Annotated in this window: 18 protein-coding genes and 4 pseudogenes; 15 read left to right on the plus strand and 7 right to left on the minus strand. The window is 39.6% G+C overall.

Features of this window, described 5'->3' with window-relative positions; translation table 11 throughout:
- Nucleotides 1-638 precede the first annotated feature (638 nt).
- The 9 genes from N9I19_RS13650 to N9I19_RS13690 all read left to right on the plus strand — a co-directional run bounded on the left by N9I19_RS13650 (nt 639) and on the right by N9I19_RS13690 (nt 10988).
- Entirely contained in the window at nt 639-1259 is a 621-nt protein-coding gene (locus N9I19_RS13650) for a YitT family protein (protein ID WP_317778092.1), read from the plus strand.
- Between the two features lie 351 nt (nt 1260-1610).
- On the plus strand, nt 1611-3023 hold the full coding sequence (locus tag N9I19_RS13655; RefSeq protein ID WP_089363297.1) for an amino acid permease: 1413 nt from the start codon (nt 1611-1613) through the stop codon (nt 3021-3023).
- 174 nt (nt 3024-3197) lie between these two features.
- A complete protein-coding gene (locus tag N9I19_RS13660; protein ID WP_317778093.1) occupies nt 3198-3656 on the plus strand; it encodes a hypothetical protein in 459 nt (152 codons plus the stop codon).
- A gap of 106 nt (nt 3657-3762) precedes the next feature.
- Nucleotides 3763-4593 (plus strand): phosphonoacetaldehyde hydrolase, encoded by an 831-nt coding sequence (phnX, locus tag N9I19_RS13665; RefSeq protein WP_317778094.1) that lies wholly within the window; start codon nt 3763-3765, stop codon nt 4591-4593.
- A gap of 174 nt (nt 4594-4767) precedes the next feature.
- The gene (xsc, locus tag N9I19_RS13670) at nt 4768-6531 is read left to right on the plus strand and encodes a sulfoacetaldehyde acetyltransferase (protein ID WP_061462826.1); all 1764 of its coding nucleotides are present in this window, start codon (nt 4768-4770) and stop codon (nt 6529-6531) included.
- A 144-nt stretch (nt 6532-6675) separates the two neighbouring features.
- Nucleotides 6676-8028 (plus strand): aminotransferase, encoded by a 1353-nt coding sequence (locus N9I19_RS13675; RefSeq protein ID WP_317778112.1) that lies wholly within the window; start codon nt 6676-6678, stop codon nt 8026-8028.
- Nucleotides 8029-8179: 151 nt separating this feature from the next.
- The gene (locus N9I19_RS13680) at nt 8180-8929 is read left to right on the plus strand and encodes a PIG-L deacetylase family protein (RefSeq protein WP_317778095.1); all 750 of its coding nucleotides are present in this window, start codon (nt 8180-8182) and stop codon (nt 8927-8929) included.
- Nucleotides 8930-8993: 64 nt separating this feature from the next.
- Nucleotides 8994-10031: a YeiH family protein gene (locus N9I19_RS13685; RefSeq protein WP_284472084.1), complete on the plus strand. Its 1038-nt coding sequence runs from the start codon at nt 8994-8996 to the stop codon at nt 10029-10031.
- Between the two features lie 249 nt (nt 10032-10280).
- Nucleotides 10281-10988 (plus strand): GntR family transcriptional regulator, encoded by a 708-nt coding sequence (locus N9I19_RS13690; RefSeq protein WP_089363302.1) that lies wholly within the window; start codon nt 10281-10283, stop codon nt 10986-10988.
- Between the two features lie 192 nt (nt 10989-11180).
- Here N9I19_RS13690 and N9I19_RS25250 read toward each other — a convergent pair.
- Both N9I19_RS25250 and N9I19_RS13700 read right to left on the minus strand, forming a co-directional pair.
- A pseudogene (locus N9I19_RS25250) lies at nt 11181-11617 on the minus strand (divergent PAP2 family protein).
- A 195-nt stretch (nt 11618-11812) separates the two neighbouring features.
- Complete coding sequence (locus tag N9I19_RS13700; protein ID WP_167555979.1) at nt 11813-11950, minus strand: hypothetical protein; 138 nt, start codon at nt 11948-11950, stop codon at nt 11813-11815.
- Between the two features lie 288 nt (nt 11951-12238).
- Between N9I19_RS13700 and N9I19_RS13705 the strand changes: the two genes are divergently transcribed.
- Together N9I19_RS13705 and N9I19_RS13710 are read left to right on the plus strand one after the other, a co-directional pair.
- Complete coding sequence (locus tag N9I19_RS13705; RefSeq protein WP_089363320.1) at nt 12239-12610, plus strand: hypothetical protein; 372 nt, start codon at nt 12239-12241, stop codon at nt 12608-12610.
- A 29-nt stretch (nt 12611-12639) separates the two neighbouring features.
- A complete protein-coding gene (locus N9I19_RS13710; protein WP_317778097.1) occupies nt 12640-13908 on the plus strand; it encodes an erythromycin esterase family protein in 1269 nt (422 codons plus the stop codon).
- 218 nt (nt 13909-14126) lie between these two features.
- Here the strand turns inward: N9I19_RS13710 and N9I19_RS13715 are convergent.
- A pseudogene (locus N9I19_RS13715) lies at nt 14127-14760 on the minus strand (YczE/YyaS/YitT family protein).
- 2 nt (nt 14761-14762) lie between these two features.
- Nucleotides 14763-15203: a GNAT family N-acetyltransferase gene (locus N9I19_RS13720; RefSeq protein ID WP_317778098.1), complete on the minus strand. Its 441-nt coding sequence runs from the start codon at nt 15201-15203 to the stop codon at nt 14763-14765.
- A gap of 122 nt (nt 15204-15325) precedes the next feature.
- Between N9I19_RS13720 and N9I19_RS13725 the strand changes: the two are divergent.
- A pseudogene (locus N9I19_RS13725) lies at nt 15326-15777 on the plus strand (MarR family winged helix-turn-helix transcriptional regulator).
- 120 nt (nt 15778-15897) lie between these two features.
- Here N9I19_RS13725 and N9I19_RS13730 read toward each other — a convergent pair.
- Genes N9I19_RS13730 through N9I19_RS13740 form a run of 3 tightly spaced genes read right to left on the minus strand, consistent with a single transcriptional unit; the run spans nt 15898 to nt 19954 of the window.
- On the minus strand, nt 15898-17757 hold the full coding sequence (locus N9I19_RS13730; RefSeq protein WP_317778099.1) for an ABC transporter ATP-binding protein: 1860 nt from the start codon (nt 17755-17757) through the stop codon (nt 15898-15900).
- Nucleotides 17754-19478, minus strand: a complete 1725-nt coding sequence (locus tag N9I19_RS13735) for an ABC transporter ATP-binding protein (RefSeq protein ID WP_317778100.1) — start codon at nt 19476-19478, stop codon at nt 17754-17756. The genes N9I19_RS13730 and N9I19_RS13735 overlap by 4 nt, the downstream gene beginning before the upstream one ends.
- Nucleotides 19475-19954 (minus strand): MarR family winged helix-turn-helix transcriptional regulator, encoded by a 480-nt coding sequence (locus N9I19_RS13740; RefSeq protein WP_317778101.1) that lies wholly within the window; start codon nt 19952-19954, stop codon nt 19475-19477. The genes N9I19_RS13735 and N9I19_RS13740 overlap by 4 nt, the downstream gene beginning before the upstream one ends.
- A 562-nt stretch (nt 19955-20516) precedes the next feature.
- Here N9I19_RS13740 and N9I19_RS13745 point away from each other — a divergent pair.
- The 3 genes and pseudogenes from N9I19_RS13745 to N9I19_RS13755 all read left to right on the plus strand — a co-directional run.
- The gene (locus N9I19_RS13745) at nt 20517-21512 is read left to right on the plus strand and encodes a thiamine pyrophosphate-dependent dehydrogenase E1 component subunit alpha (RefSeq protein ID WP_061462835.1); all 996 of its coding nucleotides are present in this window, start codon (nt 20517-20519) and stop codon (nt 21510-21512) included.
- A 12-nt stretch (nt 21513-21524) separates the two neighbouring features.
- A complete protein-coding gene (locus tag N9I19_RS13750) occupies nt 21525-22508 on the plus strand; it encodes an alpha-ketoacid dehydrogenase subunit beta (RefSeq protein ID WP_317778102.1) in 984 nt (327 codons plus the stop codon).
- A 34-nt stretch (nt 22509-22542) separates the two neighbouring features.
- Nucleotides 22543-22762, plus strand: a pseudogene (locus tag N9I19_RS13755) (2-oxo acid dehydrogenase subunit E2); the annotation flags it as partial.
- Nucleotides 22763-22774 lie beyond the last annotated feature (12 nt).

The following is a 22774-nucleotide window of genomic DNA, read 5'->3' on the forward strand; positions in this document are numbered from 1 at the left end:
CCCCATCTCATTTAACAGCTGTGGGAATCAGAACTAAGTCAATGGAGGCAATCATTAGAATGAGTGAAGGTTAATACGGCTCTTTACAATGTAAAGTCCTTCGTGAAAAGTGTCTGACCTTTCAGGTAAAAACCGGTATATACATTTCCTATAACTTGTAATATAACCTGTAAAAAGTACGGGAATTGAAAATTCAAATCATTTTTTGGAATCATATTCGTTTAGGTAAATCAAAGACTCTGTATATTGTTTCAAGGAAATCATAAGTTACATAGTTGGACAAAAGGCCTGCAATCCCTAAATGATTATAGGTGGCATGTTTTATTTTATTTATTAGAAGGAGAGGGGATTATGGTTAGCGAATAATTGTAATCACTTGACATAAACCAACCTATTTTAATTTCACCCAATCATTTTAAACAAAATACCATTAATACAAGAAACCCCAACATGAATAAGGTAAGGGGTCATTCCAAAGGAAGCATTATAAAATCAATGTGATTGTAAAGCTGAATGATTCGGAAAAATTGGATGGAGAAATGAATGTTGATTGCATCGTTCAAGTATAAATATATATCTAGGGAGGAAAGCATTATCAAAATATTGAAAGGGGTGGTGAGAAATTTATGAGGGATTTAATGAAAATTATCGCAGGAAACATTTCCATGACCTTTGCCTATGCTTATTTAATTGTTCCCAATGAAATTATTAATGGAGGCGTAACTAGCTCGGCATTATTATTGCATGCATTATCAGGTTATAATATTGCCATGCTCGCCAATTTAGTTTCAGGATTACTGTTAATCATTTGTTTAGTTTTTCTGGGGAAAGAGTACTTTTTTAAGTCAATTGTAAGTTCCCTTAGCTATATGCTGTTCTTCAATTTTTTTTATTCATTGAATATTGATTTTGATGTGAATATCGTTCTAGTGATTCTTATTTCATCGATTTTGATAGCGATAGGATACTATTTATGTATAACAGCAAATGCCTCCACTGTTGGCTTTGACGTGATCGCCTTAATATTACATCATAAGAATGAAAAAATAGATATTGCAGCGACAATAAGGATTATTAATCTTATCGTACTGATATTGGGCCTTCTAGTTTACGGTTATACATCGATTGTTAAGGGAATTGCGTTTACATTGTTTTTTTCATTTCTTTTAAAGAAAATGCTGGATAGGAAGCAAAAGGCCTTAAAGATAGGAAGGGATAGTGCGTTCGATGAAGCCTCCAGTGTGAAAGAAGTAAAATGAAAAAATTAAAGGTTAGTAGTGATTCTTGAATTAAGGACCACCATTTATTTAAATTTTCATTTTGTTATCTAAATATTCTGATTTTTAAATTGACTTTAAAAAAATCAGAGTGTATTATACACATAGAAAGTGGTACTAACATCATGACGTAGTGATGTTAGTATCGCTTCGGATTTCAAGCCTTAAGGAAGGAGGAATAGTGATATAGAATCTTAAGTTCATAGCGTCATTTCCAAGTTCCCACTATCTTTTTGAAAGTGTAAAGGACAGGCAGCTGAAAAGCCTTGTTTTTACATTCAAGTAGCGATTATCTTAGTTGATTCCCCAAAATATTGAAAGTTGGTGGAGGGTATGAAACATCAACAGGAAGAACTGAAGCCAGGTCTGAAACAAAGACATTTAACGATGATATCTTTGAGTGGTGTCATAGGGGCTGGTTTATTCGTAGGAAGCGGTATCATTATTGGTCAAACGGGCCCCGGGGCGATTTTATCATATGTTTTGGCAGGCTTGATCGTTGTTTTAGTCATGAGGATGCTTGGGGAAATGGCCACAGTGAATCCAAATACTGGATCTTTTGCCGTTTATGCAAGAGAGGGGATTGGTGAATGGGCCGGTTTTACAACAGGTTGGTTATATTGGTTCTTTTGGGTTATCGTAATCGCTTTGGAAGCAACAGCGGGAGCTGCAATCATACACAGCTGGCTTCCTTCCGTTCCCGTCTGGGTCATAAGTCTATCTTTGATTATCCTATTGAAAATGACGAATATTTTTTCCGTAAAATCGTTTGGTGAGTTCGAATACTGGTTTTCAATCATTAAAATAATCAGTATCATCCTTTTTTTGTTCCTGGGCGTGGCAGTGATATTAGGTTTTATCCCAACGATAAAACCACCTGGCACTTCTAATCTTTTGAATTTTGGCGGTTTTATTCCAAATGGGATAAGTTCTGTGCTTGTTGGTGTCGCAATTGTTTTTCATGCTTTTGTTGGAGTGGAGATTCCCGCGATTGCTGCTGGTGAGACCAGTGATCCGGTAAAGTCAGTTAGAAGTGCATTGAATAGTGTAGTTTGGCGAATCCTGATTTTCTATATTGGGTCCATCGCCATACTAGTGACGCTATTACCCTGGAATTCGGCTTCTTTGCTGAAAAGTCCATTTGTTGCCGTACTTGAAATGATGGGTATCCCTTCTGCTGCCCTGATCATGAATTTAGTGATTCTCATTGCATTGCTTTCCTGTTTGAATTCGGGATTATATACGAGTTCACGCATGTTATTTTCACTTGCACAAAAAGGCGACGCTCCAAGGTTATTTTCAAAAGTGAGCAAAAACGGCGTTCCTATATTTGCTGTAGTCGGCTCTACCTTATTTGCCTTTATCAGCACCATTTTTAGTTATGTTTCACCTGATAAAATCTTTTTCTTTTTAGTGAATTCCTCGGGTGGAGTCGGAATTCTTGTTTATCTGGCCATTGCGGTTTCACATCTCCGATTAAGGAAGAGAATGGAGAAAGAGAATCCCGGAGTTTTCAAAATCAAGATGTGGTTATTCCCGTATTTGACTTATGCGACCATAATTTCCATGATTTCCGTGTTAATATTAATGGCATTTATCGATTCGCAGCGTCCACAGTTTATCTTTACCATGCTATTTAGCTTGATCGTTATCTGTTCATTCTTTTTCCTTCGGCGAAAAAAAGCGAAGTATATGGAGAATGAATTAAATATTGTTTCTGGTTCCCCTAATTCTGAAAAGTTATAGCTTTGGCTCTATACCATTGATTTAATTTAAGGTAATGCTTCGTTTACTTCTATGGAATTCCTCAGACAAAATTCTTCAATCACTAATCAGCTAGAATATGATTTCCCATAGAAAAAGAGAGTTGCGCCAACAAGTGCTTGGTGACATCTGTCTTTAAATCATGAAGGAGGGATTATGTTGAATGGTTTCCGTGTAATTACTAGTGGGGTTGTCCTTGGAGCCATATTGCTGTCAGGCTGCAACAATTCAAGCGAACCAGACGTGGCCCAACAAGAAAATAGTCCAGTCATGAATGAAAATCCAGATTCAAATACGGGTGAAACCCAAAATGCAGAGGTTATTAAAAAAGGTTTCGACGATGTGATTCAATCCATTAAAGGATTGGAATCAGAAATAAGTACGGAGGCGGATTCAGGGAAAATTCAAGAAATGGGAAAAGAGATCAGTTCTACTTGGGATTCGATAGAAAAGCAAGTGGAGAATGAATACCCTGATTGGTATGAACGGATTGAGAAAAACCTTTACCCATTAATTGGGGAGTCAGGGAATCCGGATAAGGACCTTGAAAAGATAAAACGACTCTCTGAAGCTACTAAAGAAGATCTACAGTTATTTTTGGAAGAAGTGAAATGAAATTCTCTTTATACCCAGGTTATCACCAGTGGGAAATTTATGGGTTTTAACAGGTTTAGCAAGTTCGGTGATTTTGGAGGGGGTAAGCGATAGGAGGGGACATAGTTTGGATAGTGCAAAAGAATGCAAAGAGGTTCAGGCTGTGATATTTGATTGGGCAGGAACGACGGTGGATTATGGTTGTTTTGCACCAGTCCAAGCATTTGTCGAGATTTTCAGGATAAGGGGGATAGATATTACCATTAAGGAAGCAAGGGAACCTATGGGTTTATTGAAAATGGATCATATAATGGAACTCCTGAAAATGAAACGAATCTCCAATTTATGGATTGCTAAATTCGGGAAAGAACCGGACGAAAGAGATCTAAAATCATTATATATGGACTTTGAGGCTTTGCTTTTTAAGGTTCTCAAGGAAAACGCCAAGCCAATACCGGGCGTAATTGAATTAGTCAGCCGTTTAAGGCAGCAAGGAATAAAAATCGGTTCGACAACAGGGTACACTCGTGAAATGATTGATGTTGTTAAACAAGAGGCGGAAAAATGGGGCTATCAACCAGATTCCATCGTTGCGTCTACCGAAGTGCCTACAGGAAGGCCTGCCCCTTGGATGTGCTTTAAGACGGCGATGAATCTCCAAGTGTATCCACTCAGTAAAATCGTTAAAGTTGGCGATACGATAAGTGACATCAAAGAAGGCATTTCTGCAGGAATGTGGACTGTTGCCGTATTGAAGGGCGGCAGTGAAATCGGCCTTTCAGAAGCAGAAATCAACGAAATGGGCCCATATGATCTGCAAAAACGGATGAAACATGCAGAAAATCGTTTTTGGAATGCAGGTGCCGATTTCGTAATTGATGATATAGGTGATTTATTGGAGATCATCGATAGGATCAACTACAGATTGACAGAAAGTAAGGATATATTTATTGGTTAAAAAAGATTCAAATATATGAGTTAGTGACTATTATAGTTAAAGGTTTTAAATTAATTCAAAATATTCAATTTATTTATTGACTGTTTCATCCAATGGTAGTATTATACATCTTATAACTGGTACGGACGTCGCAACGTCGTTATCAGAAATAACTAAAATTAAGGAGAATGTGCTATGGTCGAAACAAAAATGTTAAGAGGAACGAAAGTTAAAATGACACCAAGTGAAGCCATCGTTGAGACATTAGTGGCTGAGGGAGTTAAACATATTTCTGGAATTCTGGGATCGGCTTTCATGGATATGCTTGATTTATTGCCAACTGCAGGCATTCGTTTCATTGGTGTCCGCCATGAACAAAGTGCAGCACATATGGAAGATGCGTATTGTCGTGTATCAGGTGTTGCAGGAGTTGTCATCGGGCAAAACGGACCTGGAATGACGAATATGGTCACCTCTGTTGCAGCGGCCAATCAAGCTCATACTCCAATGGTGGTCATATCACCTTCAGCTGGTACACCAACAGTTGGATGGGATGGTTTTCAAGAATGTGATCAGGTATCCATCTTCAAGGCAATCACGAAAGAAACGGTTAGAGTGACACACCCAGGCCGGGTCGCTGATTGCCTGAGGACAGCATTCCGGATTGCCTATGCCGAAAGGGGACCGGTTTTATTCGATATCCCCCGTGATTACTTCTATGGTGAAGTGGAAGATCAAATACTTCAGCCACATCAATATCGCGTAGATGAAAGGGGCTGCGGATCTTCTGCATCCTTGGATAGAGCAGCTGAAATTTTAGCTGAGGCTGAGTATCCTGTCATCATTTCCGGGAGGGGAACGGTTGATTCAGATGGTATTGAGGAAATTAAGAATATTGCAGAATATTTAACGGCTCCGGTAGCTGTCTCCTATATGCATAATGATGCCTTTCCTGCTGATCATCCATTGTCAGTCGGCCCAATCGGTTACATGGGTTCAAAGGCTGCCATGAATACACTTAAGAAAGCGGACGTCATATTGGCGGTCGGTACAAGATTATCGGTATTTGGAACGTTACCATGCTATGACATTGATTATTTCCCTAAAGATGCGCAAATCATCCAAATAGATATTAACCCAAGGCAAATAGCGAGGACGCACCCTGTGGAAGTCGGGATCATCGGAGACGCCCGTGAAGCGAGTCGTGAAATCTTGAAACGGTTGAAGGCTAGTAAACCTAACCTAAAACAAGAAAAAGGGCGGATTGTCGAAGTAACGAATGAAAAACAAAAATGGGAAGAAGAATTGGTGAAACTTGCGATGATTGATGGAACCCCGATCAATCCGCGTCGTGCCCTATTGGAATTGACTAAAGTGTTGCCCGAAAATGCCATCGTTACTACAGATATCGGTAATGTATCGTCAACTGCAAACGCTTACTTGAAATTCAATCAGAGCCGCAGGCATATCGCTGCGCTTACTTTCGGGAATACGGGATTTGCTTACCCATCCGCATTAGGTGCCAAATTAGCTGAGCCAAATACACCTGTTATAGCCATTGTTGGAGATGGCGCATGGGGAATGAGCTTACATGAAGTGAGTACGGCTGTAGAAGAAAACATACCGGTCATAGCATGTGTCTTCAATAATAATGCATGGTGCGCAGAGAAAAAGAACCAGGTCGATTTTTATAATAACCGTTTTGTAGGGGCTGATATTCAAAATCCTGATTTTGCAGAAGTTGCCCGATCTATGGGTGCTGTCGGCATTAGAGTGGAAAAACCTGAGGAATTGGGTTCTGTCATTGAAAAAGCAATAAAATCAAACAAACCGACTGTCATTGATATACAAGTGGATGGAACACAATTAGCTCCTCCATTTAGAAAAGATGCATTAAAAATGCCTACTAGATTATTAGAAAAATATTCTCATTTAGATCATAAAAACTGGGATAAATAATGGTTCGAAAAGAGTGATATGACTTGTGCGATGACCTGAATTTGGGTTATCGTTCCATCACCGATTCGCTCTAAAGATCTGTAACAGCATTGGAACTTAACTTAATTGCAATTAATGAAAAATAAGGGGGTTTCAATAGTGAAGATGGAAACTGAAACGAAAGACCTTGTTCAAATGGATAAAGACCATTTATGGCATGCGATGCATCGCTATAATGAGAAGGATGCTCCCATGATGGCTACAGAAGGATCCGGTTCATGGTTCACAGATACTAAAGGTAATAAATATTTAGATGGGGTTTCCGGTTTATGGTGCTTGAATCTTGGTCACGGACGAAAAGAAATCGCGCAGGCAGCCTATGAACAAATGATTAACTTATCTTACTTCCCTTTAACGTTAAGCCATAAGCCGGCAATCGAATTATCTGCAAAAATAAGTGAACATTTAAAGGGCTCCTATACCACTTTTTTTACGAACAGCGGCTCTGAGGCGAATGAGACAGCTTTCAAGATTGCCAGGCAATATCATTCACAAAATGGAAATCCAGGTAAATACAAATTCATCTCTAGGTATAGAGCTTATCATGGTAATACTTTCGGGGCGCTAAGCGCGACCGCACAGGCGAACCGGAGAGTGAAATATGACCCGGCGGTTCCAGGTTTCCTGCATGTGCCACCGCCGTACAGTTATCGAAGCCCATTTGGGGAAAACGTTGAAAACTCCGATTTGCTAGCAGCCGAATATATCGATCAGGTAATTAATTTTGAAGGGTCCGAAACGGTAGCCGGTGTTATTCTTGAACCATTCATCTCTGGTGGCGGGGTCCTCATTCCTTCGAAAGAATACCTAACAAGAGTTTCAGAAATCTGTAAGAAGCATGATGTTCTCTTGATTGTGGATGAAGTGGTTTCAGGTTTTGGAAGAACCGGAAAAATGTTTGGATTCATGCACTCCGATGGTGTCCAACCTGATATTGTAACGATGGCAAAGGGTTTAACCAGCGGTTATCTTCCACTTGGAGCAACTGCAGTGAATTCTAGGATATATGAGAAATTCAAAGAGAATGGAAAGTTAAATCATTTCAGGCATGTGTCAACATATGGAGGCCATCCAGCATCTTGCGCAGTTGCTCTAAAGAATATTGAAATCATAGAAAATGAAAAAATCGTTCAACGAGTATCTGAACTCAGTGAATCGACACTCAGTGAGCTCTTTGAATTGACAGCACTGGATAAAGTAGGGGAAGTACGTGGTGTTGGATTTTTATATGGCATTGAATTAGTGGAAGATAAAAAGAAAAAAACACCTGTTTCCGATGTGTTCATGGGTAAAATAATAGGGGCTTGCAAGGAAAAGGGCCTTATCATCGGCCGGAATGGTGATACAGTTCCTGGATATGGAAATGTATTGATCATTGCACCGCCTTTATCTTCGACCGTTGAAGATTTACGCTTTGTCATAGAAACGGTTAAATCCGTTTTATATGAATTATGCTAACCATAAAAGATGATTAGCTTTAGGGTGCTATATTTATAGACGAATTTGAAGATGGGCATGATATGTCTAATCGTTTTGACATCCCATGTCCATTTTTTCATATTGGGTCTCACAGTGTGGGAAAACTGTTGAATCCGAAGTAGGAGGAAATATGCAATCACAACAAAGGTTATTGGTGGTTCTTGCTCATCCCGATGATGAATCATTCCTGTGTGGCGGAACCATTGCCAAAATGTCTGAAAGAGGTGTTCATATAACTTTACTATGTGCGACAAAAGGCGAAATGGGCAGGCGCATGGGAAATCCCATTCTTACTACAAGGGAGGCATTGCCTGAACTAAGGGTAGAGGAGTTAAAAAGAGCTTGTGAAGAATTGGGGATCAGCGACCTGCGATTTTTACACGTAAGGGATAAAACGATTGAATTTGAAAGCTTCGATTTATTGGCGGTGAGAATCGTAAAGGTGATTCGTGAGGTTCAACCGAATGCACTAGTAACATTCCATGAGAAATATGGCGGGCATCCAGACCATTGTGCGATTGGCCGTGCTGCCGAATTTGCTTTTCTAAAATCCGGTGATCCCGATTTTTATCCAGATCCAGTATTTCCACCTTTTAAAGTTCAAAGTCTGTACTTTGTCCTTTGGCATGTGTTTTATGATGAATGGTTAAAGGAAAACGGGCTGAGCAGAATCACAAGAGTGAATATAGCAGGGACTTTACAGAAAAAGATCCGAGCTTTAAGATATCATCGTTCCCAGACTCTAGCCGTTCCTGAACTGTGGGGAAACCAAAAGCCGAACTTGCCTTTTTTAAAGGAATCCGAGTATTTTATCAAAGGGAATTCACCTACTAATATAGAAGAGACCGATCTTTTTCAAACGATTGAAAGTAGGGGATGATCCTAATGATTCAGGTTATCTGGGAAGGGGGAAGGAATGTATGGAATTAGAAAAATATGAGCCAATGGAAGAAACGTGTCAGGAACAGCAAAATTCGAATTCACCTCTTCAAAATAAGGTGCTTTTATGGATGGGCGGTATCGCTTTTACCTTTTTTATAGCACTTTTAGGCTTGGGGCTGTCCAAGATTACAGGATTCAATCGAATCGGTCCTCTTGCGTGTTCGATCATCATTGCCGTGATTTATCGTCAAATCGCTGGTTATCCAGAAAAATTCCGGACGGGAATTGAATTTTCCGCTAAAAAACTTTTGCGTTTTGCCATTATTTTATACGGATTGAAGTTAAATATTGATGTGATTTTCAATCAGGGTTTGCCATTGTTGGTACGTGACATAGGGACAGTAACATTTGCCATAGTCGTGATGGTCCTGATTGCAAAGTGGTTTAAGGCAGATGCCTCCATTTCCCTTCTTCTTGCTGTTGGAACTGGGATATGCGGTGCAGCGGCTATTGCGGCAATATCTCCAATCGTGAAAGCAAAGGAAGAAGATACAGCCATAGGCGTCGGGATAATCGCTTTAATGGGAACGCTTTTCTCCATTGTTTATACCCTTTTACGTCCAATCCTACCGATGTCCGCTTTGGATTATGGTATATGGTCTGGAATCAGTCTTCATGAAATCGCCCATGTTGCATTGGCAGGAGCTCCGGCTGGTGAAGATGCGCTAGCGATTGCACTCCTCGCAAAATTGGGCCGTGTCTTTTTACTTATCCCTTTATGCTTCATTTTTATGTATTGGATGAAAAAACGTACATCCGGGAAAATGGGCCATGATGCCAAAATTGATTTTCCCTGGTTCCTCGTTGGTTTTATAATCATGAGTCTAATTGGAAGTTATGTGTTTGGAACTTATATTACTGTGTCTCCAATCGTAATGGATGGTATTTCCAATACGACTACCTTCATATTGACAATGGCCATGATCGGTCTTGGACTGAATGTAAGCCTGCAGGCACTGCGCACAAAAGCCATGCGTCCTCTTTTAGCCATGACCATTACCTCTTTGCTGCTTTCCATAATCTCGTACTTTATTGTTTAATCTTCCACTTGTGGTGAAGGGTGCATATAGGATACCCTGAATACGAGTACTAATCGGGGCTTATTTATTCATTCATAGAAAACGGTTTTTGAATGTGAGTTGTATTGGAAAAGAAACAATGGATAATCCGTCAAATCCCAATATAAGGAAAAGTGAGTGTTGGCATGTTTGAAAATTATAACTATTTGGTTTACAATATAAGAACTGATACGAACATTACGATGTCTTTTTCTGTTTGGAGGAAATTTTATGGAGTTAGACTTTAAAAATCCAATCCCATTACACGCTCAATTAAAAACCATATTGGAAAATCAGATTTTAGAAGGTTATTATAAAGACAAAATCCCGAGTGAAAGGGAACTAATGGATATGTATTCAGTCAGCAGAAGCACTGTACGGGAAGCCGTATCCATCCTGGTTCGTGAGGGGATATTGGAAAAAAGGCATGGGAAGGGAACGTTCGTTTCCCTTAAACCCGTACAGGAATGGCTTAAAATGATAAGTTTCACTGAAACCACTAAAGGCATGGGGATTGAATTACTGGATCATGGCCGTGTAATGACGCCTGAAAATATAGCTGATGCAAATGGTTTTGAAGATGAATCTTACCATATTAAAAGGCTGCGACTACAGGGGGATGTCCCCATAGCCATTGAATTGCATTATTATTCTTTGGACCTAGGAAAAGAATTGACGAAATTCGATTTAAGTACCACCGTATTGTATGACGCACTCGAAGGAGATCTGAACATTAACTTTTGTGAAGCGGAACAAATTATAACCTGCGGCTTTCCAACAAAAGAAGATGCAGAACATTTGGGGATAAAAGAAACGATGTGTTTGCTGATTACAGAACGGATGATTTTTGATTCTGATGGTAACTTAGTAGAATATTATAAAGGATTATTCAGATCGGATATGTACTCTTTCGCTATGAAAATGTCCCGGAAGAACTGATTTTGGGGACATGAAATGACCTAAGCCTTTCTAATAAGCAGAGAGGCCTAGGTCATTTTCGGCTCTAAATTCATTGAGATAAATTATTCGGTTTTGAACTGTTAAAAACCCATTATCTTAAGTTATTGTTCGTCTATTTTAATAGCATAGGAACGTATTAATATAAGCGTTATGAAATTTTTATACATTACTTCAAGATTTAGAATATGAAGGCTTATCCACCGTTTTCAGCCGTTTGATTTTTGAGGGCTTGCCATCCTCCAATTTACCCGACATAAACCCAAGTACAACTCCAAGCAGTTCATCAGCTCCCACTTCCACAGGCTAATGTCCGAGCAGTTCATTTAGTTCTTTCTCACGCTCCACAAACTCAAAACTCGGAAACTCTCCAGAAAACTTCGCAGATTATCTTCAAGATCATTCACAAGCTTAGCACCTGTATGGCGCCGAATCCCCTGAGCATCATTCATCACAATCACGGCAAACACTGTCGCAGGAGATGTCTCCGTATGCAAACAGCCTTTATTCGCTCCCACATAGGATTAGTGCGAACTTGGCATGCCACCTGTTGTGAAGGCCTGCTTCAAATCCCACTTTCCGGTCAGATTTAATATGCATAAAATTTTCAGCCCTTCCGAATGCCGATCACCGACAGCATTTTAAACAAGAACTAGAAGATTATATCCACTTCAATCACCGACGAATCTAAGCGAAATCAAAAGGCATGAGCCCAGTAGTTTACCGGGTTCATGCCCTCAAGGCTGTCTAATTAAATAAAGTGTCTAACTTTTTGGGTTCACTTCAATATGACCGGTTTGTTTCATTTAAATTCCACTATCTCTTTTTGAACTTTGATCTTTATTTCTTTTATTTCCTTTACTGTTGTCCCCACTAACAGGAGCTTGTCCGTGTAATTGCGGTGAATTTTGATTTCGGCTTCCTTTATTAAATTTTTTTGTCATGTCTCACATCTCCTTTCTTATTTCAAATATAGTTTGTCCCCTTTTGGGCAGTGATATTAAGTGATATTCTGACCGACCGATTCTTACCTAAAATTAATGAAGAATCTGAACAATAATAAGTATATGGCAAATAATTTGGTTCTCCTGAAGTTTATGTCAGTCTAGGCGGTTCAGGCGTGCTTTTTTCCGGGGAAAGTCATTTTTTCATAATAATATTTATAGGATTGGTCCCTTAAGGAAAATCTATAACGGATGATTATTAACAAGGGTGTTAAGGGTGGCTATGGAATGAATAAGATCAAGGATATAAACCCGGAAGATTTAAAAAAGATACAGAATGTAACCGAGCGAATGTCTTTCACAAAAAACTTCAGGTCTGCTACTGCTGAAGAATGGTTTGTTTTTATTCCCGGCTTTAAGGATCCAGTTACTGGAGGCGCTGCTGGAAAGGTTATAGTTCACTACAATCTATATGGAAACAAAGATATGTTCATTAACACTACGGTTATTCTGGATGACTATGCTCTATTTGAGGAAGAAAATTTTCAGCTGGTTTACTCCATTTGTGATGAACTTGTAAATCGTCTAGTAGGATACGCTGATACACTATTATCAGTACACGCAGGTTCAAATTCTTATAATGCTGAATACAAACGATAATGGTCGTGAAAAGAATAGGAGGAAAAACAGTGCATCATAATCTGGTTCAGTCAATAATCGAACATTCAGTCCCGCTTACAAGTGAAGCTGATTGGGATAAGCTCGTTCAACAAGTTAAAAATTCAAAATTTGTTTTGCTGGGTGAGGCATCACATGGAACATCCGAGTTTTACACGGCCCGAGTTGAAATAACAAAAACACTGATTAAAGAAAAAGGGTTCACCTTTGTAGCCGTTGAAGGCGATTGGCCCGCATGCCAGGCAATTAATAGATATGTTAAAGGTTATGACCTAGAAACTAAATCCGCACAGGATGTTCTTAAGAGTTTTGACCGCTGGCCGACCTGGATGTGGGCAAACGAGGAAATAATCGACTTGATCGAATGGATGAAACAATACAATGAGTCTGGACAAAATCAAACGAAAATTGGATTTTATGGAATCGATATCTATAGTCTTTGGGAATCCATGGATGAAGTCATCCATTACTTAAAGCAAATTGATTCACCTGACCTCGATGCTGCCAGACAGGCGTTCACATGTTTTGAGCCATTCAATCGGAATAACGAAGAGTACGCAGTTTCGGCAGGCATTTATTCGGAAGACTGTATAGAGGAAGTAGCCGAATTACTGACAACTATTCAGCGAAAAAAAGAAAAATACCCCCATCACGAAGAATTGAATTTGAATCTTCAAGTGAATGCACTGGTGGCGTATAATGCAGAAAATTATTACAGGACAATGGTAGTTCATGACGATAGATCATGGAATATTCGAGATATGCATATGGTGGATGTACTTAATGAAATTATGGATTTTTACGGTTCTGAAGGCAAGGCGATTGTGTGGGAACATAATACCCATGTTGGCGATGCCAGTGCTACTGATATGAGAGATTCCGGGATGATTAATGTCGGCCAGGTCATTCGTGAGCAAAACCCAACTGAAGATGTATTTATCACAGGTTTCGGAACCTACAGGGGAACTGTAATTGCAGCAGACGAGTGGGGCATGGATTTTGAAATAAAAACAGTACCCCCGGCAATGAAGGGAAGTTGGGAGGAGGCTATGCACCTTTCGGGGGCGTATGATAAGTTGCTCATTTTCAATGATGAAAATCGGCAGCTATTCCAAGATAGGATTGGACATCGGGCGATTGGGGTTGTATACAGACCGGAATATGAACAATATGGAAACTATGTACCTTCTGTATTGTCAAATAGATATGATGCTTTTGTTTACATTGATGAGACTCAAGCGCTTCACCCGCTTGTTCATGAAAAAGCACCCGTTGTGTAATGAAAAGGCGGAGCCCTTTATAACATTTCGTGTTATAAAGGGCTTGAAGTTATTACGGTTCCTTAGCTTGAACCGGAAATACGCGGATTTACAACGTTAAGGAAATCCAAATATAAATAAGCCTATTTCCTCGATGGAAAGTGAGAAATTAAGCTTTAGTTGCTTCATAAAAGGGACAGATTGTGGAATGAAACTGAAAAATAAAGATAAAAACCGTCCTATATAGAATGGTTTTTATCTTTATCTTTATCTTTATCTTTATCTCTATTTGCTGATGGAATGGGGTTATTTAATAAACTACTAGTTAATGGGATAAAGTAATTGAGAAAAGGCCCTCCTAAACAACCGGTTAATAGAGTCCTGATACCAATTGATCCATTGAATGTGATTACCAAAACAAGATAAATTAATGTTTTTGAAAATATAATCATTCCAGTTAAATCTTGAATGATCAACATCAAACGGTCTATAGGAGCAAAATTTGCATGTAAGTAGATAGCCGTTCCTAGTCCTATAACAGTTAACCCAACAGCTAAACAGACAAGTTTATTGAGTATTTGTTCTGGCTGTACCAAAGCCATATTCAATTACCAAGACCTGTTATAAAAGCTGTCTGCAGACCAAAAATTCTGGTCTTTGCCTTTTTAAAAGCGAATTTAAAAATATCATGATAAAGGCTATTATGAATTCCCAGCTTCCGACAGTAAGGTAGACTTGTATGGAAAGCCCGTCCAAAAGGGCGCCAAATGGTGATGTTCCAAGGTCTGATTGGATAGTTAAAGAACAACCAAGGGTTAATAGTCTGATCCCCATCAGATAGAGGTTAATTTTTGTTTTACTTACATTTAACATACTTATTCATTAATTAATTCTTTTTTCATTAAAAGATGTGGACCGCCATCTTCCATAAAGACATCGGATGAAGTTTGATAGCCGAGTTTTTTATAAAAGCCCTCTGCCTGTGTTTGCCCATGTAATTTAACCTGAGTAATACCTTGTTCTTTTGCAATTTCTTCCAACGTTTTAAGTATTATTTTCCCTAGACCAAATTTACGGTAAGGCTCCAAGATGCAAATTCTCTCCAATTTACCTAAACCATCAACAACTCTTAACCTTCCAGTTCCGACTGGTTGTTCATTATAATAGACTAATATGTGTTCAGATAAAGCAATAAGTGTATCAAATTCATCAAATTCAAATTCTAATGGGAAACCTTGTTCCTCGACAAATACTTCTTTTCTGATATGAAAGGCTATTTTTAAATCATTTTCAGTAGTTATTCTTTTTGAATCCAATGTTCTTCATCCCTTTTCTAGATTTATTTAATAAGACAAGTCATAATAAATGTATATCCTTTTTATAGTATAAATGAAATTATTTTTGTTGAAAATACAACAAAAAGTCAGAGGCTTTTTGAATGAAGGAAATACTCCGTGAAATTGGAATGATAGCAAGGGCATTGGACTCTATAAGTAATATCGAATTTAAAGAATTTGACCTTACAAAAGGGCAGTATTTGTATTTTGTCCGAATATGTGAAAATCCAGGAATCATTCAAGAAAAGTTAGCAGAAATGATAAAGGTCACCGAACGACAGCAGCTCGTGCCATTTAAAAACTTGAAATTCTAGGTTTTATCGAAAAGAAAAATGATGAGGGCAACAAAAAAAATAAAAAGTTATATCCTACTGATAAAGGTGAAAAGGTCTATCCCTTTTTACAGAAAGAAGGGGAGTATACCGACAAGGTTGCATTATCTGGATTTTCTTTGGAAGAAACGGAAGCGGTGTTTCATCTTCTTCAAAGGGTCAGAAAAAATATTAAGGTAGATTGGGAATTTATGAAAAAGGGAAATAAAAGGGGATATTGATACAGCTTATAAGTTTTCGCTTATTTATGGGTGACTAATCGGTGTAAGCATGGAGTGGTTGTGGGTAAGAATATTATAAAGAGAGGCTCGATTCCGAATGGAAATCGAGCCTCTTTCTTATTAACCAGCTACATTTTCAGTAAACTGACTATTGTAAAGTTCTGCGTAGAAACCATTTACTTCTAATAGTTCCGAATGCGTTCCTTGCTCAATCACTTTTCCTTGATCCATAACGAGAATTAAATCTGCATCCTTAATCGTTGAGAGACGATGGGCAATGACAAAGCTAGTCCGTCCTTCCATCAGTCTGTTCATCGCCTTTTGGATAAAGACTTCGGTCCGAGTGTCCACACTCGACGTAGCTTCATCCAATATCATGATTGGTGGATCTGCAAGAACAGCTCGTGCGATTGTCAAAAGCTGCTTTTGTCCTTGTGAGATGTTCGAAGCTTCTTCGTTCAAAACTGTCTCATAACCATCTGGCAGTGTCCGAATGAAATGGTCGGCATGTGCCGTCCGAGCAGCTGTAAAAATTTCTTCATCTGTTGCTCCATTTTTTCCATATGCAATATTATCCTTAATCGTGCCATTAAAGAGCCAGGTATCTTGAAGCACCATCCCAAAGTTCTTACGAAGATCATTCCTGGACATATTCCGTGTATCCAGACCATCAATTTTAATCTTTCCGCCATTTAGTTCATAAAATCTCATCAAGAGATTTATCATAGTCGTTTTTCCAGCACCAGTCGGTCCAACAATTGCGACCGTCTGTCCAGACGAAACATCGATGTTCATATCTTTAATTAACATTTCTTCCCCATATCCAAAGTCGACATGTTCAAAAGTGACAGCACCATTTGCTCTCCTTATTTTAGCTGTGGTTTTTTCTTTCATTTCCTCTTCTTCATCAAGTAGCTCAAAGACACGCTCAGCTGCTGCAACCGTTGACTGAATAATGTTTGCGATGTTGGCTGTTTGTGTGATCGGCTGGGTGAACTGCTTTGAATATGTGATGAATGCTTGAATATCACCAATTGAGATCGAACGTTGCGTTACCAATATTCCGCCGACAACGCTGATGAGGACATAGCTCAAATTTCCGATAAAAAACATCATGGGCATGATGATTCCAGATATAAACTGTGCCTTTCTTCCCGCTTTATACAATTCTTCATTAACCTTAGTAAACTGGGCACTTGCCTTTTTTTCATGTCCGAATGCTTTAACGACTTGATGGCCAGTGTACATCTCTTCAATGTGCCCATTTAATTGCCCAAGTGTACGCTGTTGATCGGCAAAATGTTTTTGGGATCTTTTTAAAATAGGCCGGATTGCAAATATTGACAAAGGTAAGCTGACTATCGAGATTAATGTCAATAACGGGCTAATGGAAAGCATCATGATGATAATCCCCAAAATCGTGACGATTGATGTGATGAACTGCGTTAAGCTTTGTTGAAGGGTGCTCCCGATTGTATCAATATCATTTGTCATTCGGCTAAGTGTTTCCCCGTTAGGACGTCCTTCAAAATATTTGAGAGGAAGTTTCTCGAGCTTTTTATTAACATCTTCCCGTAGATCATATACCGTTTCTTGTGCAACACTGGACATAATGTATTGTTGTACATAGTTGAAAAGGCTGCTTAAGACATACAGTCCAGCAAGTAGTAGAAGAATCTGGCCAATTTTATCAAAATTAATAGCTGCTCCAGGTATTCCTTGAAATTTCCCGTAAGCCCCTTCGAATAATTCCGTAATCGCCGTTCCCATGATTTTTGGTCCGACAATCATGAAAATCGTACTCATGATTGCAGCGAAGAACACGGCAATCAATTTGTTGCGCCGCGGTTTTAAATAGGCCAAGAGACGTCTTAGTGTTCCTTTAAAATCTTTTGCTTTTTGACCCATCATCATCATGTTACCGCCACCAGGACCATGCCCCATCTGACCGCCGCTTTGAGGTTTTTTTTGATTACTCATGCAATTTCCTCCTCTGAGAGCTGTGATAAGGCGATTTCACGGTATATGTCGTTTGTACTTAGCAATTCTTGGTGTGTTCCCATACCCGCAATGTGTCCTTCGTCCAATACAATGATTCGGTCAGCGTCAACGACCGTACTGACCCGCTGTGCAACGAGTAGTACCGTCGCATTTTTCGTTTCATCTTTCAAGGCTGCACGAAGGTTGGCATCTGTCTTGAAGTCTAGTGCAGAAAAACTATCATCAAATATATAAATATCAGGTTTCCTAATGAGTGCCCGTGCAATCGAAAGCCGTTGCTTTTGCCCTCCTGATAGGTTTGAGCCTCCTTGTTCTATTTCTGCATGATAGCCGTCTTTCATGTTACTGATAAAATCTTCAGCTTGCGCGATACGGGCAGCATGCTCAATTTCATCTTGTGTGGCGGTTTGTTTTCCAAAGCGAATGTTTTCAGCAATGGTACCTGTAAAGAGGACAGCCTTTTGTGGTACAAAGCCAATTTTTGACCGAACTTCATCTTGTGATGAATTACGAATATCAACACCATTGACGCGAATTGTCCCACTTAAAGTATCATAGAAGCGAGGGATCAAATTGACGAGCGTCGTTTTCCCTGAACCAGTTCCACCGATTATTGCGGTGATTTCACCAGGTCTTGCAGAAAAACTGATATCCGATAATGCAGGCTCTTCTGCCCCTGGGTAACTGAAGGTCACATGTTCAAATTCAAGTGTACCGTGTTCACGATCTGCCTTTTCTGTCCCTTCATCTAAGAATGAAGGTTTCATGTCAAGGACCTCGTTTATCCTCGTTGCGGATACGGCCGCGCGTGGAACCATAACGAACATCATGGATGCCATTACAAGGGCGAACATAATTTGCATTACATATTGGATAAAGGCCATTAAGTCCCCGATCTGCATGCCGCCGTTATCAATACGAACTCCTCCGAACCAAATGATACCAACAACCGTCAAGTTCATGACAAGCATCATTACAGGCATCATGAACGCCATGATTTTATTGACTTTGATCGAGACATCTGTCAATTCTTTATTTGCTTTCTTAAGACGTTCTTTTTCTTGTGTTTCACGATTGAAGGCACGAATGACACGAATTCCAGTTAAATTTTCTCTTAATACAAGGTTTAACCGGTCTAATCGTTTTTGCACCTTTTGAAAAAGAGGTACACCTTTGGATAGAATAAGCAGGATGGAACCAATCAAAAAAGGCATAGTGACGACAATGACAAGGGATAATTTTGCATCCATGGATACTGCCATGATCACTCCACCGACTAACATGATGGGTGCACTGATTACCATACGTAGCATCATGATAACCACTTGCTGGACTTGTGTTATATCATTGGTCGTCCGTGTAATCAATGACGCGGTACCGACTTCGTCAAATTCTTGTAACGAAAATTTTTCTACATGATTAAAGACTCTCAGCCGGAGATCCCGTCCCATTCCCATTGCTGCTTTGGACGAATAGTAGCTTGCGATTATGGAAGCACAAGCGCCAAGTGCTGAAACCAACAGCATCAAACCACCGATTTTCCAAATGTAAGGAGTGTCACCTCGAACGACGCCTTTATCAATAATATCCGCCATGAGTGTAGGTAAAAAGAGGTCCGACATCGATTGAATAAAAACCAGACCGATAACTGCTGAAATAATCCACTTATAAACGGATAAATTTTTCAGTATTTTTATCATTTTGTACACTCTCCTTTTTCTGTTGCTTGAGCTTCTAAAAAGTTTGTAATTTGAAGATGCGTTTCAAGCAACTCTTCAAACTGTTCTTCAGAAAGCAATTCAATCGCCGATTGAAATATTTGGTGGATACTGCTTTCTTGAAAATGAATCATTTTTAATGTATTTTTCCCCTTTTCGGTGATTGACAACTGAATCTCACGCCGGTTGCCCTCCACATGCTCTCGTTGGAGCATGCCTGCCCGAACAAGGCCATCGACCGCTTGACTCAGTGTGCTTTTTGGAAGAAACGTTTTCTCCCCAACTATTTTTTGAGTGGTCTCCTTATGAGGGGAAATGGTCATCAAAATGGAGTATTGCGGAACTGTTAAATCATTTTCTGCCGCTGTCTTTTGAACGAATCGCATGATATTTTTCTGCACGTTCCAAAATGAACGCAATAGTTGTACTGATCGAATTATTTGTTTTTCATTCTTCACTCAACATCACCATTCTTTCTTTATTAAACTGTTCCAAACTGAACATTTATTTTTATGAATTATTTTAATTTACATCTATTTTTCAACTTAGTCAACAAAAAAAACGCTTTCATCATTCCGGTGTTTTTCTTGACTTTGGTTCGTACATAAATAGGCTTTGTACTTCAGGCAAAGTCGTTTAGGAAATTCAAACAACACATTTTTTCATGTTCTTAATTCACTAGACAAGAAAATTGATCTGTTTTACAAAGTGAAATTAGTTGAAAATATGTGATAAAAAGTGTTAGGATAATATTGAATTGGATTAGTACCAGGTAATAATACTAGATGATAACGTAAATGAGAATGTATGGGTGTTAAATAGAAAGCATGTTTACATAATGGAGATTTTTCTTCCTTCGAGAAAACATAAGCGAATTTAGTTTGCGAGACAAAGAGATAGCTAAAGAGAAACAATAGTGTTTCGTGATACAGCACTCCCGTTTGAAAAGGGTGCCAGTATGAGGACCAGCATTTGGGTTTTAAAGTAAAATGTTCTGATTATTAGGAGGGATGATGACATATGGTTGAAAACCGTCATCTGCAAGCAGGTCTGAGTGATGAAAATGTGCTAGAGATGTATAAAGTGATGTTGTTGGCAAGACGTATAGATGAACGGATGTGGCTGTTGAACAGATCTGGAAAAATTCCATTCGTCGTTTCTTGTCAAGGACAAGAAGCAGCTCAAGTGGGTGCTGCGTTTGCTTTAAATCGTGAAAAGGATTATATCCTTCCCTATTACCGGGATCTTGGGGTAGTGCTTGCATTTGGGATGACCGCCAGAGATTTAATGTTATCCAGTTTTGCAAAAGCGGAAGATCCGAATTCAGGCGGAAGGCAAATGCCTGGGCATTTTGGGCAAAAAAAGAATCGCATCGTAACGGGATCTTCGCCAGTTACTACTCAAGTGCCGCATGCAGTGGGGATTGCACTCGCTGCAAAAATGGAAGGAAAAGATATCGTTTCATTCGTTACATTTGGTGAAGGGTCATCAAACCAAGGTGATTTCCATGAAGGAGCGAATTTTGCAGGTGTACATAAACTTCCGGTTATCTTGATGTGCGAGAATAATCAATATGCCATTTCCGTCCCTATCGAAAAACAATTGGCTTGCAGCAAAGTGTCGGACCGAGCCATTGGTTATGGCATGCCAGGGGTGACGGTTGATGGAAATGATCCGATCGAAGTATACCGGGTGGTGAAAGAAGCGGCTGAGAGGGGAAGGCGTGGTGAAGGACCAAGCTTGATTGAAACGGTTTCATACAGGTTGACACCCCATTCAAGCGACGATGATGATAGTCAATACAGGTCGCCTGAAGAAGTATCGGAGGCAAAAAAAATAGATTCAATCATTACATTCGGGGCCTATTTAAAAGCTGTAGGGATCATGGATGATCAACTAGAGAAACAAATGAACGAGGAAATAATGGAAGTTGTGAACGAAGCGACGGATTATGCGGAAAATGCTCCATTTGCAAATGAAGACACGCTTTCAAAATACGTTTATGCAGATAAGTAAGGAGGAAAGAAGATGGCAGTGATATCTTATATAGATGCCGTTATAATGGCTATGCGAGAAGAAATGGAACGTGATTCCCGTGTATTTGTCTTAGGGGAGGACGTAGGGAAAAAAGGCGGCGTTTTTAAAGCGACATCTGGTTTATACGAACAATTCGGGGAACAGCGGGTCATTGATACCCCGCTTGCTGAATCAGCAATCGCAGGAGTGGGCATTGGCGCGGCCATGTATGGGATGAGGCCGATTGCAGAAATGCAATTTGCTGATTTTATCATGCCTGCAATCAACCAAATCATTTCAGAAGCTGCAAAAATTCGTTATCGCTCCAATAATGACTGGCAATGCCCTATCGTCATCAGGGCTCCATACGGCGGGGGAGTACATGGCGCGTTATACCATTCACAATCTGTTGAAGCCATTTTTGCCAATCAGCCAGGACTTAAAATTGTCATGCCATCTACGCCCTATGATGTGAAAGGGTTATTGAAAGCGGCAATTCGGGATGAGGACCCAGTCCTTTTCTTTGAACATAAACGTGCCTATCGCCTTATTAAAGAAGAAGTGCCGACTGATGATTATGTTTTACCCATTGGTAAAGCGGATGTAAAACGTGAGGGCGAGGACGTTACCGTGATTACTTACGGCCTTTGTGTTCATTTTGCGCTTCAGGCAGCTGAAAGACTTGCCAGTGATGGCATATCCGTTCATATACTTGATCTGCGAACCGTTTATCCATTGGATCAAGAAGCCATTATTGAAGCTGCATCGAAAACAGGAAAGGTCCTATTGATTACTGAAGATAATAAGGAGGGGAGCATCATTGGTGAAGTATCGGCAATTATTGCAGAAAACTGCCTCTTCGATCTGGATGCTCCAATCATGAGACTGGCAGGCCCGGATGTTCCAGCGATGCCATATTCCCCAGCATTGGAGAAATCCTTCATGGTGAATCCTGAAAAAGTCGAAAAGGCACTGCGGGACCTGGCAGCCTATTAAATGATGGGCACGGAGGAACGAACCTTGTATTTCCGTTATTAATCATTCCGATGAAAAATCAATTAAGGAAATTGCCAAGGATGTCCGTGAACTTGCCCAAAAAGTCCGAACAGGTAAGGTGAAACCTGAAGATATGGGAGAAGGGTACATTAACAATCAATAAAACAGGTGCTTTCTGTTCCATTCAGCCAATGGGGATAATCAATCATCCACAGAATACCACCCTTCAAGTTGAGTCTATCGTCAAACGACCTTAGAATTTTCTC

Origin of the sequence: Peribacillus sp. CSMR9 (genome assembly GCF_033141925.1) — a bacterium.
Taxonomy (GTDB): Bacteria; Bacillota; Bacilli; order Bacillales; family DSM-1321; genus Peribacillus; species Peribacillus simplex_A.